We start from the raw sequence: 12,757 nt of genomic DNA, 5'->3' as shown, positions 1-12,757 counted from the left end.
TCCTTAATCAGTAACTTTTTTAATTGGTGCAAATTCTGCTAATAATCGTTTAATTCCTTCATTGTCAAAAGCAACATCAAGTTCAGCATTCTTACCATTACCAGTTACTTTAACAACTGTACCTTGACCCCACTTCTTATGGTCAACCTTGTCACCAATAGTCCAACTAACATTCTCTGCACCCTGTGCGCCAGCTGCAGCATGAGCTGTTGAGACTTTGTAACTTGAATGAAGTGCTGATTCACGGCGACGACGCGCAAATGGAAATTCACCATCATCTTTTTTCTTGAATGGCATTGCTCCAGCATTTGCGTTAACTAGATTCAAGTTTTCATCACCAATTTCATCAACGAAACGTGACATTTGATTGCTCTGAACTCGACCGTACAACATACGACTGTAAGCATTGGTTACGAACAATCTCTTTTCGGCACGTGTGATACCAACGTAAGCTAATCGACGTTCCTCTTCCATGTCTTCTTCTTTCATCATTGAACGTGATGATGGGAAAATCCCTTCTTCCAGTCCAACTAAGAATACAACTGGGAATTCCAAACCTTTGGCAGCATGTAATGTCATCAAGGTAACTTCTTTTTGATTTTCTTCCAAATCATCTTGATCACTAGTTAGTGACAAATCAGTCAAGAAGGCAGAAAGTCTTGTTTGGTCGATAGTTTCATCTGGCTCATAAGTTTGATCAAACTGTGTTGTAACAGTTTGAAGTTCTTGGATATTCTCAATTCTAGTTTCAGATTCAAGATTATTTTGCTTGTGTAGATCATCCAAGTAACCTGAATCATCTAACAAACTAGTCATCAAATCATTCATTGATGACGTCTCGCTTTGTTTTGCCAGAGCAGTAATTTTTTGGGCAAAATCACCGATGGTCTTGTTTTGCTTGCCACCGATTGGCGATAGGTCGACATTTTGTGCTGCTTCAAGTAATGACCAATCGTGTTCGTTAGCGAATGTTTGTAGTTTTTCAATTGTTCCAGGACCAATTCCACGTTTTGGTGAATTGATCACTCGTTGAAAACTCATTGAATCATCTGGATTGGCTATCAATCGAAGATAAGCCAAGATATCTTTGATTTCCTTACGATCGTAGAACTTATGCCCTCCAACAATCTTGTATGGAATGTTTGACTGCATAAGTTTCTCTTCGAATACACGAGATTGTGCGTTAGTACGATACAAAATCGCATAATCACCGTAGTTGAATCCTTTAAGTAAAAGATTCTTAATTTGTTCGATAACAAAAAGTGCTTCATCAGACTCATTTTGCGCACGATACAAATCGATGTCTTCACCCTTTTTATTGTCAGTCCACAATTCCTTGGGCTTTCTGTTGCCATTGTGGTTGATTACCTTATTGGCTGCATTCAGAATTGTTTGAGTCGAACGATAATTTTGTTCCAGCTTAATTGAAGTAGCTTCGGGATAATCATCTTCGAAGTCCATAATGTTCTTGATATTGGCGCCACGCCAACCGTAAATACTCTGGTCGGCATCCCCAACAACGCAGACATTACGATATTTTGCGCCGAGATGTTTAACCAACTTGTATTGAGCTTCATTGGTATCCTGGTATTCATCGACGTGAATATAAGTAAATTTATCTTGATATTTTTCCAAAACGTCTGGATTTTTATCAAACAAAATATTGGTCTTCATGATCAAGTCATCAAAATCCATGGATTGATTTCGTTCCATTTCTTTATCGTAATGGTCATAGGCCATAGCAACTGTTTGTTCAAAAGGTGATTTAGCGGTCTTTGCGTATTCACGTGGACCAATCAAATCATTCTTAGCATTGCTAATTTCTCCTAGGATTGCCTTTGGATCATAACGTTTGGGATCCAAATTCATTCTAACAACGATTTGCTTCATCAAAGTACGAGTTTCAGCAGGATCTGCAATTGTAAATGATTTTGAATAACCAATCTTATCAATGTCACTTCGCAAAATTCGTACACAAAGGGAGTGGAATGTTGAGACCCAAACATCCGCACCGTCTTCTTGCAATAAATTACCAATACGTTCTTTCATTTCTTTTGCAGCTTTATTGGTAAATGTGATTGCCAAAATATGCCAAGGCATAATATTTTTTTCTTTAATTAAATAAGCGACACGATGTGTCAAAACTCGTGTTTTACCACTTCCGGCACCGGCCATTATTAGTAGTGGGCCTTCGGTTGCCTTTACTGCTTCTTGTTGTTCTGGATTTAATCCTTTTAATAAGCTTTCTTCAGACATCAATTACTCTCCAAATCATTGTTAAATCAACATTTTCATAAAAAACATTCGTCTTATATTGTAGCAAATTTTTGGGGTTATTCATACTGGTACGAACGTTTGTTTACTGGCTTAAACTGCAATGGGTGGTGGAGTACTGCCGATTCCGGAATGAAATCGATTTTTTGGGCTGGAACATGGCTGGGACACTTGGAGCCTTTTCACAGTTCGAAAAGTCTTCAAGCTGCCCCTTTTACTAAGTCGAGTAGTTCGCTCGACTAAGTAAAATTTAGCCATTTAGCCCAAAATCGATTTCATTCCTCCATCTGGTGCTTCACTTCGCTTGCAGTTTGTCACTAACTTCGTTGTACCGGCGGGAATACCCCAAATATTTGGAATATAAACATTGGTTACTTTATTTCCATTTCATGGTTATCGTTGCTTCATTAGTTGTGAAATTCTCAAAAAAATATATACTCAAAAACTTCACTTAAAAAACAAAAATATGGTCGAAAACTGTTTTTCTCTTGGTTTTCGACCATATCTCTTTTTGCTGAATTCACAGCGTTTATTTAATTTATTCTAGACCTACTCGTCTGAAGATGTCGTCGACGTGTTTGATGTGCCAGTGATAGTCGAAGGCATCGTCTAGTTGTTCTTTTGTTAGGTTGTCTGTTACTCGGTTGTCGGCTTCTAGTAGTGTTCTGAAGTCTTTTCCTTCGTCCCAAACTTTGGCTGTTAATGGTTGTACTATGTCGTAGGCTGCTTCTCTACTTAGTCCTGATTCTACTAGTTTTAGTAGAACTCTTTGTGAGTAGATTAGGCCGTGTGTTATGTTCATGTTTTCTTTCATCTTGTCTGGGAATACTGTTAGATCTTTTGTGATCTTTGTAAATCTTGTCAAGATGTAGTCTAGTAGTTCTGTTGTATCTGGAATTATGATTCTTTCTGCGGAACTGTGTGAGATATCACGTTCATGCCATAATGGAATATCTTCCATGGCTGTTAGTGCGTGTCCTCTGATTACTCTTGCTAATCCAGTTACGTTTTCTGAACCGATTGGATTTCTTTTATGTGGCATTGCTGATGAACCTTTTTGTCCGGCTGCGAAATATTCCTCGGCTTCACGAACTTCGGTTCTTTGCATATGTCTTACTTCAAGGGCAAATCTTTCTACTGAGGTAGCGATGATTGCCATTGTTGTGATGTATTCAGCGTGTAGATCTCTTGGAAGTACTTGTGTTGATACTTCTTGAGCTCTGATGCCTAATTTGTCACAAACGAATGCTTCTACTTCTGGTGGTACGTTGGCAAAACTACCTACAGCACCACTAATTTTTCCTGCTTCAACGCCTTTTGCGGCATGATCAAAGCGTTCGATGTCTCGTTTGATTTCTGAATACCAGTTTGCTAGGACCAAACCAAATGTTGTTGGTTCAGCGTGAACACCGTGAGTACGACCTATCATTACTGTATCTTTGTACTCTAGGGCCTTGTTCTTTACTACTTCAAGGAAAGTGTCTAAATCTTCGCGGATAATATCATTGGCTTGCTTCATTAAGTAGCCATATGCTGTATCAACAACGTCTGTTGATGTTAAACCAAAATGAACCCATTTCTTTTCGTCGCCTAGTGACTTTGAAACGTCACGTGTAAAGGCAACTACATCATGCTTAGTATCTTTTTCAATCTCAGCTATCTCAGAAACGTCAAATTTTGCGTTCTTAGCAATTTTTTCAACGTCTTCAGCTGGAATCTCACCAAGCTTACTCCAGGCTTCAACGGAAGCTATTTCAACTTCTAGCCATGCTTGAAATTTGTTTTGATCAGTCCAAATGGGCTTCATCTTTTGGGTCACATATCTGTCAATCATATATTTACTCTACTCTCCAAATTTTAGTTGATTGAATATCTTGCTTGAGACTTTCGACGCTATCTCCGACTAAAGAGATATAGCCAACATCTCGTGCAGGTTCATTCTTCGCTTTGAAACCAGTGTAGTAGTTAAATTTCCATTGTGCTTTTTCTTGTAACAGATCCAAACTTTGTGGCAGTATTCCTTCAACAATTTTCAGGATAGCAGTATCAACTAATGGATAAATTTCGGGGATTGGCCAATCACAAATCGCTCTAATATGGAGTTCAAATTGTGAAATACCTGTCGCTTCTTGATATACATTAGCTGCATAATTGATACCCGGAAAAATGCTTTTAACATAGAGGACATCGGTCTGGGACAATATAAATCCTATACCAAAAATTCCCACATAGTCAATATTTTGAGCCACCTGTAAAGCAACTCTTTGCATTTCAGCTTCAATTGCTGGGTCATTTTTCCTTGAAATGTAGGCACTCATCAAATGAGTCCCGTCATACACCTCATGAATCATTGGGAAAGTATGAATTTTTCCATTCTTACTTTTGCTGACCATTATCGAATATTCAGCTTTTGTATCAATCCATGCTTCAAGAATATAAGTCCCATTCTTAAGCAAATCTTGAACATGTTTTACGTCATCTTCGTTGTACATAATGTGACGCTTCAACAAGTCTTGATTTTTCTGAATTGGTTTAATCATGCATGGAAAACCAATCTCCTGGACAGCTTTTTTTATATCATCAACAGTCACAATTGAGAAAAATGGTGGCACGTTGATATTCAATTCATTCAAAAATGTTCGTTCAATATATCTATCTTGAGATATAGCAAGCAAATTAGAGCCTTGGGCTACGTTAAATTTTTCGCCAAGGCTCTCTAAAAGGTGGCTGTCAAAGTTATCATCCATGTATAACAGAAGGTCACTTCTATGCCCCAATTCGTTTAAATTATCAAGATTTTCCAATTCACCGACAAGAAAATTATCGGCTGCTTGAGTAGCAATGTCGTCTTGCTTGTCAGTTAAGAGAATGGTACGAAAGCCCATTCTTTTAGCTTCTAATTCACAAAGATATGTCTCACTACCACTACCGATAATCCCTAAAGTCTTACCGGGTGCAATAAAAGTCATAAATCCACCTTCCTAATGCTTACTCGTTCTCTGGTTCAAAGACAACTTGGCCGTTTTCAAACGCCTTGATACGTGCTAAAGAATATACCGGAATTCCGGCTTTATCAATCAATTGTCTTCCCTTTTGGAAGGACTTTTCAATCACGATACCGATACCAGCTAAACTTGCATCGGCTGCTTTAATAATATCATTCAACCCGTTGACAGCCTGACCATTTGCCAAGAAATCATCGATGATTAAAACATTATCGTCTGAAGAAAGATATTTTTTAGAAATACTAATGTGGTTGGATGTCTTCTTAGTAAATGAGTAAACCTCAGATGTGAAAAGATCATCTTGAAGTGTAACTGACTTGTGCTTTCTAGCAAAGACAACCGGCACATTAAACTGCAAACCAGTCATAACAGCAGGTGCAATACCTGAAGATTCAACTGTCAAAATTTTTGTAACACCAGCATCTTTGAAATGCTTGTAAAATTCTTCACCCATTTTTTCCATTAAAACAGGATCAATTTGATGATTTAAAAAGCTATCAACTTTCAAAACATCTTTGCCGATTACTCGTCCGTCTTTGTTAATTCTTTCTTCTAATTCCTTCACAATCTATCTCCCATCATTTTTAATATAAATTTTATCATAAATAACGGCGTGGTTACTTGATTCCTTCATCATATTTCATTAAATCGTATTTTTGTATAACATGGATTATTTTTGATGTGTATCCAGGGTCAGTCGCGTATCCATCCGTTTGCAATGAAACAGCAGCTTCAATGTAATCCTTCGAACTAATTACTTGTTGATATTGCGAAGAATTCCAAGTCGTACCATTGACCAACAATAAAGCATGATCCTTCATCGATTCACGAAAATCAGTGTAAGACCTGAATCGGCCATTTATCGTAACCCATTGACCATTAGTATATTCCTTCGTTTCTAAAACAACCGTATTATCCGGATTCGTACCTTTAATACCAAAATAATTATTATATTTACTTGCGAGAGTACTATTACCCCAATCACTTTCCAAAATAGCTTGTCCAATAGTGATACTAGGCAATACGCCATATTGTTGTCCAAGTTTAATAGCTTCCGGAGCGACCTGCTTGATAAAAGCGTTTTTCTCCTCTTGGACTTGTTCAGTCGCGTTGTCTTGTTGTTTTTGTTGATATTTATGATATCCGAAAAATCCAACTAAGATGAGCAACACGACTGCGATAATGATATAAATAGGCTCGTTTTGATTCTTTCTACGCCGTTTACGACGATGAGACGTTCTACGTTTTTGGGCCAACTAAGGTTCTTCCTTTTGTGTGTTTAGGGTTTATTATAACTTAAGTTTAGTTTTAATGATATTTACTTGGTGGAGGGTTCACTTCCGCCTTCCGGTCAGGTTCCGCGAGGGCCGTGGTCGCTGTGAACACGATTTTGAGCTTTTCCAAGCCCGGGAAAATCTCAAAACTCGGTTTTTTCCTAAGCTTGCCCTGTGGCAAGCAAAGGAAAACGCCACGGCTTGGGCCCCCGCGGAACCTGACCTCCAGGCTAAACTAGCTTTGACATAAATATTATTAACGCTGAATAAAATGGGCATTTTGGGACACACTCTCCTTCGTTTTGAGAGTGGTATTATTCAGTTACTTTCGAAACTTGCAGATATTGTAAATAAAAGCTCCTCAACATTCATTCCTGATTTGATGTCTGGTTTTGAATTCGATTTTTTAGAATTAGAGTGAACACACCAAAAAAGGCCAGTAAACGAAGTATCAAATAATCTGAAGTGAACAACAGGAGCTGCAGCACTCCACGACCCCCACCCGTTAAGTAGTTTAAGCTTTTGACCTAGCCTTTCGGGGGTTGATTATTTTGGGCTCAGCCGGCAAATTCTACTTAGTCGAGTGATTTTCTCGGCTTAGTAGAAGACCCAGTTTGGAGACTTTTCGGGCTTTGAAAAGCCTTCAAATGGCGTCGCCAGCGTTCCAGCCCGAAAAAATAATCAACCCCCGAAAGGCGGCAGTGAACCTCTACAAGCTGCAGTTTTATTACCACACTACAAAAATACAAAAAAAGAAGCATAAGCTATAAAAGCCTACACTTCTTCAACGGGACTATTAATCCGATTTTATTTATAATTAGTTTTTAACAACGTTTGAAGCTTGTGGTCCACGATCACTATCTTCGATGTCAAATGTTACTGCTTGACCTTCTTCTAGTGTCTTGTAACCGTCACCTTGGATGGCTGAGAAATGTACGAATACATCACTACCATCTTCGCGTGTAATAAAACCATAGCCTTTTTCGGCGTTAAACCATTTAACTGTTCCTTGTTCCATCAGACTATTCCTCCTGATAACTAATATTTGTGCATTTTTTCGTGATACGTTATGGAAGCATAGTCTTCTAAAACCATTCGACCCATTGCCCATTCAAAAATACAACTATTATACTAACATTCTTACAAATTTATTACAATCAAAAAACAGGATAAACATTTAATTTTATCCTGTTTTTTCATATAATTTTAATTATTTAATGCTACAAATTTTAATAATATATTTGAAGGAGAATTGCTTGATATTACAATTTGAATAAGTCATATGTGATTGATTCAAATTAATTTTAAAGTTCAACTTGTTTTTCGTAAGGAATTGAATTTTGAGCACCTTTTGTTTGAACTGTAATTGATGAAGATTTGTTGGCATATGTCATTGCTTCTTCAATGTTGCTCATATCTGTATTCAATTTAGCCATTAAAGCACCTACGAATGTGTCTCCGGCTGCTGTTGTGTCAATTGCATTTACTTTAAATGCCTTAACAAATCCAGTCTTACCTGACGCAAATGAATAAAATGAACCTTTTGATCCTACGGTGATTAATACTGTTTGAATTCCCATGTCGTGCATAGCTTTGGCAGCTGCTTGCATTGATTCATCACTGTCGACATGCACGCCTGTAATGATTTCGGCTTCAGTCTCATTAGGTGCAATAATATCTGTTAAGCCTAATAATTCATCAGGAATGTCTCTGCGACTTGGTGCTGGAGCAGGGTTTAAGAATGTTAGAACTCCATTTTCTTTGGCAATCTTGAAAGCCTCAGTAATTGCTGGAATTGGAACTTCAAATTGCGCGATGATGCAATCAGCGTCTTTGATTACATCCTTTGCTGCATCTACATCTTCAACGGTAACGTCGGCATTAGCACCACCGTAAACAAGAATACTGTTTTGTCCACCATCTTGAAGTAAAATGTAGGCCTTTCCTGTTCCTTCAGTCTCAGAAAATGTTACGTGATCTAAATTCAACCCGTCTTCTTCGAAAGTTTTCATCATGAAATCGGCAGCGTGATCTTTACCAATTTTTGAAATGAAGGCTGTGTCTGCTCCGGCACGAACTGCTGCTAGAGCTTGGTTAGCTCCCTTTCCACCACCGGCAGTTGAACGATCTTGCATGTGCATTGTTTCTCCTGGTTGTGGTAAATGTGAAATATTTAGAATGGTATCAACATTAATTGAACCTAATACTACAATCTTTTTCATAAAAAAATATCCTCAACTAATTAACTTTTTTAAAATACAACGCCGCTTTCAAGCAGAATGTTTGAATAAGGTGTTTCTTCACCTGTACGAATAAATGCCTTAGTGTCATTAAGGTCTTTTTTCATATCTTCATGTGGAATAAATTCGATTGGAGTGTCACCCACAACCTTTTTGACTGCAGCTAATTGTTCTGGATTTTGAACTTTCATTTCTTCAGCAAGATAAACTTTTTGAACTTGAAGTTCGCTCAAAACATTTTCTAAAACTTGCATGAAACTTGGAATACCAGCTTCAAGAGCTAAATCAATTTTTTCAGTACCAGCTGGAACTGGCATACCAGCGTCACCAATACCAAGTGTATCGAAATGTCCCATTGTTGAAATTACTCGTGAAATGTCAGAATTAATAACTCTAGTTTTTTTCATAATATCCATCCTTTGTGAAATCGTTTGCATTTAATATTTTAACATCAGCAAACTCATTAGTAAATATCATTTAGTAAATTGGTGCGGTCCAATTTTTAAAATGGTAAAACTTTTAATTTGAATCATCCAAAACATTGAATTGATATTCATCACTATAAAAGCTCATGCGATAAGCTCGATAGGCATAAGCTTTAGAAGCTGAGTTTTCGACAGTAACATTGAAAACTTCCTTACCCTTCTTATCGACTTCAATAATATTGCTTTCCTTACCATCGTTTTTGAATCCAAAATCAATCAAGGTGTTGTCGTTAGAAAGCCGCTGTGCATTGCCGATAATATACGTGAAGTTCTTCTTTCCAATCCTTTTACCATAAGCCCAAGTTTCATCAATGGTCATTTTTTTCGTATTGATGTGGTACTGAACCGCCTGTGAATACTTACCCGACGCATCTTTGTCACCATTCGTAACATTTTGATTGTTGTCATAAAGTAGAATATCCTCACTGTCAGGATTACCATCTTGATCACTCAAACGCGTCAAAGCGTGTTGCCCACCAGTAATTGACGTTCCTTTTGTTGGAGTCAAAATTTTATCACGATACTCCTTAGGCCAAGTGGACTTCTTCTTGCCGCTGTATATCCAGATAATTTTATTTGTCGCGAAATCAATCTTCAAAATCATATCCTGATTGCGACCTGAAATTAAAATTGAATCATCATTTGTGTCATATTCAAGCGAATTTTGGTGGAACCAATCATTTTTCCCATCACTGCCCTTTTTGAAATGTTTATAGAGTGAATTTGGTAATAGTTGCTTCAAATCAATAACTTTAACAACCTTACCGGTTTTGTGGGAAATCTGAACCATAACATCTTCTTTATATTCAGATCCATCACTAACAGTTGCCAACAAGTCATGATTTGGCAACTCCAAAATGTCATGGTGAATTAACGTGGTTTCATCGTTTTCTCCGTTATTAGCACTATCGGATGATTTAGTCTTATTTTTAAAATTATATTCTTTATAAACCCGACCTAAATAGTCGGTCTCAATCAAGTCATTATAGGCCGGTGAATTAATGTCTTTTTTAGTTAAAATCAAGATATGCCCGTTGGATAATTCTTCAAATGTATGTTGTGAATAATTTTTTGTATACCAGCGAACATCCCCATTGGCATCAATTGCGAAGGGCTCTTTCGTCGTTCGATCAATTAAGGTCAATTTATTATCGCCAATATCCATTTGAGATTTATCATTTTTAGAAACTGTAATCTTTGCCCCCTTAACGTATTTAGAAAGCTTATTAGTTTTAATGTGAATCGTTTTTGAATCAGAAGTTCCATCTTCATAACTAATATTCAACGTCACATCATTATTCTTATTTGCATAGAGTCCAACAATTGGGACTTGATGGGTCATCGTCGCATCACCATTTACAGTATTAGTAATACTAGTATCCGATGATTTTCCTTGAACCGTGTATGATACTTTGGCTTCTTGAGCTGTTGTAAAAATAGCCAATGCGGTTAAGGGAGAGGTTCCATAGGGATCGACCTTGACATACGGATCATCAAGAGAATAATCACCTTCCTCAACTACTTGTTGATAATCTTCAGTGGTCTTCTTTTGAACATCTTGCCTAGTCGTAACTATTTTTGAACCGACATTCTTTTTAATTTGGGCTGTGGACCGCAGTTTGGTACTACTTGTATCCTGTTCCTCCTTATTCGAGCAAGATGAAAGTAGTAAAAATACTGAGCACAAAAGTAATGCCATTACAGAAAGTTTTTTCCTCAACATTATTTCCTCCGTGTTTAAAATTCCCCCATGCTTGAAACCTTAACAAAGATGAACATATCTAGCATTTAAAAACAGCTGGACTTAATATTTTTCTAAAAACACCTTGGGTTAACTTCAATATAACGTTATGAGAATCTCGTTGCAATACATCATGATATATTTATTTTTTTATATCGAATCGTAATGAATGCTTTTAATTTTACTTAACTACCAATCGGTTTATAATCCATTTTAGGAAGTACCATTTCTTCCCAATTTGATACTTTCGGGATTAAATAATTCACCTCCGGGTGATCCAAAAAGTGGGAACGCAATATGAAAAGATTTAATAAAGACGATTTTAAGAAAAAACGTGATCAATATCCAATGTTTGATCGTTTAATTTTAGCAATCATTATCGCTTGTGCTATCGGATTAGCCTTGGCAACAAATGACGTCTCATTTGCGGCCACAAATAGTTCTCCCACAGAATCAACTTTAGTTAGAAAGACTGAAAAATCTTCAGAATATAAATCAGGTATGATTGCACCTGACTTTTTACCATCGGGGAATTCTATTCATAAATCTACCGCAAAAATTGGCATGAGTGTAAAAATCATTGGGACTATCTTTGCATTATTAGCAATTGGCGTCTCATTGTTCAATTTTAAAACAGTAAAAAATTCGACAAAAAAAGACTGACCTGATTAGGTCAGCCTTTTTACTATCTAAATTTATGCGGGTAAGAAGATTCGAACTTCCACGGAGATAATTCTCCACAAGATCCTTAGTCTTGCGCGTCTGCCAATTCCGCCATACCCGCAACAAACAAGATATATTTTACACATACTAAAATAAATTATCAAGAAGATAATTCAATATCATTGAGAAATTTGAGTTTTCCTCGACATTTTCCACAGACATATCGCTTTGTATCAAGTTTTCTGACTCTTCGATAAATAGTTCCACATTTTGTACATTCGTATACATGAATTCTGCGATGACGTGAAATTTGCTTTACGCTTGGAGCAAATCGTAACCCGCCAACTTGTTGCAGAAGTACTTTAAACTCTCGATCACGATGTTGTGAAGGCAATCCAGCATTATATAAATGATAATGACACAGTTCATGCTTAATAATCCCGACTAAAACGTCTTGCCCGTATATTTGATACATTTTCGGATTGATATCGATATGTCGATCCCTCAAGTGAAAACGGCCACCAGTCGTCTGCAAGCGAGAATTAAAATTTGCTTTATGAATAAAAGGTTTCCCAAAATTTTCTTGGGAAACCTTTTTTACTAACTCTGTTAATTCTTGATCAGTCATTATTGACCCATTGCTGCCATTTTTTGCATCAATTTAGAGAATTTATCCATATTCTCATCTTGGATCTTCTCTGCATCATCAAATTTTTGACGGTCGATTGTTTGGTCATCATTGATACTTTCACTCATCATTTCGCATCCCTCAACATATTTGTTGAATGACGAAACTAGTGACAAATGGATTCCCATCAATCTTGCAGGAGCTTTGCCCTTTTTCAATTGATCAGCTAACTTCTTGTAGTCAACTGCTCCCTTTTCAAAATCATGTTGGTAACGTTTGTATCTGACTGGATCGACTTTATCAACTTGGTCACGATCTAAAGCTTTACGTAAAATTTCAAATTCAGGATTCAACAAATCTTGGTTTTCTTGAATTGTTGACACTAATCGGTTAATTAAACCTGAATATTGAACAGCTCGTTTTTGTGCTGGATTCATAAAATTACCT

12 protein-coding genes and 1 tRNA gene are annotated in these 12,757 nt (G+C 37.0%); 1 reads left to right on the top strand and 12 read right to left on the bottom strand.

Translation table 11 applies throughout. The annotated features are described in order from the left end of the window. Positions 1–3: 3 nt before the first annotated feature. The 9 genes from pcrA to ABM34_RS11380 form a co-directional block, all read right to left on the bottom strand. On the bottom strand, positions 4–2,256 hold the full coding sequence (gene pcrA, locus ABM34_RS11425; protein ID WP_048705863.1) for a DNA helicase PcrA: 2,253 nt from the start codon (positions 2,254–2,256) through the stop codon (positions 4–6). 556 nt (positions 2,257–2,812) lie between these two features. After that, the gene (purB, locus tag ABM34_RS11420; protein WP_048705862.1) at positions 2,813–4,108 is read right to left on the bottom strand and encodes an adenylosuccinate lyase; all 1,296 of its coding nucleotides are present in this window, start codon (positions 4,106–4,108) and stop codon (positions 2,813–2,815) included. A gap of 4 nt (positions 4,109–4,112) precedes the next feature. After that, complete coding sequence (locus tag ABM34_RS11415) at positions 4,113–5,243, bottom strand: ATP-grasp domain-containing protein (RefSeq protein ID WP_048705861.1); 1,131 nt, start codon at positions 5,241–5,243, stop codon at positions 4,113–4,115. 19 nt (positions 5,244–5,262) lie between these two features. Then, entirely contained in the window at positions 5,263–5,844 is a 582-nt protein-coding gene (locus ABM34_RS11410) for a xanthine phosphoribosyltransferase (protein WP_048705859.1), read from the bottom strand. A gap of 52 nt (positions 5,845–5,896) precedes the next feature. Further along, the gene (locus tag ABM34_RS11405) at positions 5,897–6,535 is read right to left on the bottom strand and encodes a glycoside hydrolase family 73 protein (RefSeq protein ID WP_048705857.1); all 639 of its coding nucleotides are present in this window, start codon (positions 6,533–6,535) and stop codon (positions 5,897–5,899) included. A gap of 835 nt (positions 6,536–7,370) precedes the next feature. Further along, on the bottom strand, positions 7,371–7,571 hold the full coding sequence (locus ABM34_RS11395; RefSeq protein ID WP_048705854.1) for a cold-shock protein: 201 nt from the start codon (positions 7,569–7,571) through the stop codon (positions 7,371–7,373). Positions 7,572–7,857: 286 nt separating this feature from the next. Beyond that, positions 7,858–8,775, bottom strand: a complete 918-nt coding sequence (rbsK, locus tag ABM34_RS11390) for a ribokinase (protein WP_048705852.1) — start codon at positions 8,773–8,775, stop codon at positions 7,858–7,860. A gap of 29 nt (positions 8,776–8,804) precedes the next feature. Further along, positions 8,805–9,200 (bottom strand): D-ribose pyranase, encoded by a 396-nt coding sequence (gene rbsD / locus ABM34_RS11385; RefSeq protein WP_048705851.1) that lies wholly within the window; start codon positions 9,198–9,200, stop codon positions 8,805–8,807. 112 nt (positions 9,201–9,312) lie between these two features. Continuing rightward, positions 9,313–11,001, bottom strand: coding sequence for an aryl-sulfate sulfotransferase (locus ABM34_RS11380; protein WP_064505418.1), 1,689 nt, complete (start codon positions 10,999–11,001; stop codon positions 9,313–9,315). 315 nt (positions 11,002–11,316) lie between these two features. Here ABM34_RS11380 and ABM34_RS11375 point away from each other — a divergent pair, with 315 nt between their 5' ends. Next, positions 11,317–11,682, top strand: coding sequence for a hypothetical protein (locus ABM34_RS11375; RefSeq protein ID WP_048705849.1), 366 nt, complete (start codon positions 11,317–11,319; stop codon positions 11,680–11,682). Between the two features lie 35 nt (positions 11,683–11,717). On the opposite strand, the gene ABM34_RS11370 is transcribed toward ABM34_RS11375, so the two are convergent. The 3 genes from ABM34_RS11370 to ABM34_RS11360 all read right to left on the bottom strand — a co-directional run bounded on the left by ABM34_RS11370 (position 11,718) and on the right by ABM34_RS11360 (position 12,747). Next, a tRNA-Leu gene (locus tag ABM34_RS11370) sits at positions 11,718–11,803 on the bottom strand. 39 nt (positions 11,804–11,842) lie between these two features. Further along, positions 11,843–12,310, bottom strand: a complete 468-nt coding sequence (locus ABM34_RS11365) for a SprT family protein (RefSeq protein ID WP_048705847.1) — start codon at positions 12,308–12,310, stop codon at positions 11,843–11,845. After that, positions 12,310–12,747: a hypothetical protein gene (locus ABM34_RS11360; RefSeq protein WP_048705846.1), complete on the bottom strand. Its 438-nt coding sequence runs from the start codon at positions 12,745–12,747 to the stop codon at positions 12,310–12,312. The genes ABM34_RS11365 and ABM34_RS11360 overlap by 1 nt, the downstream gene beginning before the upstream one ends. Positions 12,748–12,757: the final 10 nt, after the last annotated feature.

It is taken from the genome of Companilactobacillus ginsenosidimutans, from assembly GCF_001050475.1.
Classification (GTDB): Bacteria; Bacillota; Bacilli; order Lactobacillales; family Lactobacillaceae; genus Companilactobacillus; species Companilactobacillus ginsenosidimutans.
Note: the sequence above shows the minus strand (reverse complement) of the source record. Positions and strands in the feature narration are given on the sequence as shown.

What these genes read in the sequence shown, in the direction of transcription:
- pcrA (WP_048705863.1), bottom strand. Translation starts at nt 2,256, where the DNA reads ATGTCTGAAGAAAGCTTATTAAAAGGATTAAATCCAGAACAACAAGAA.
- purB (WP_048705862.1), bottom strand. Translation starts at nt 4,108, where the DNA reads ATGATTGACAGATATGTGACCCAAAAGATGAAGCCCATTTGGACTGAT.
- ABM34_RS11415 (WP_048705861.1), bottom strand. Translation starts at nt 5,243, where the DNA reads ATGACTTTTATTGCACCCGGTAAGACTTTAGGGATTATCGGTAGTGGT.
- ABM34_RS11395 (WP_048705854.1), bottom strand. Translation starts at nt 7,571, where the DNA reads ATGGAACAAGGAACAGTTAAATGGTTTAACGCCGAAAAAGGCTATGGT.
- rbsK (WP_048705852.1), bottom strand. Translation starts at nt 8,775, where the DNA reads ATGAAAAAGATTGTAGTATTAGGTTCAATTAATGTTGATACCATTCTA.
- rbsD (WP_048705851.1), bottom strand. Translation starts at nt 9,200, where the DNA reads ATGAAAAAAACTAGAGTTATTAATTCTGACATTTCACGAGTAATTTCA.
- ABM34_RS11380 (WP_064505418.1), bottom strand. Translation starts at nt 11,001, where the DNA reads ATGTTGAGGAAAAAACTTTCTGTAATGGCATTACTTTTGTGCTCAGTA.
- ABM34_RS11375 (WP_048705849.1), top strand. Translation starts at nt 11,317, where the DNA reads ATGAAAAGATTTAATAAAGACGATTTTAAGAAAAAACGTGATCAATAT.
- ABM34_RS11365 (WP_048705847.1), bottom strand. Translation starts at nt 12,310, where the DNA reads ATGACTGATCAAGAATTAACAGAGTTAGTAAAAAAGGTTTCCCAAGAA.
- ABM34_RS11360 (WP_048705846.1), bottom strand. Translation starts at nt 12,747, where the DNA reads ATGAATCCAGCACAAAAACGAGCTGTTCAATATTCAGGTTTAATTAAC.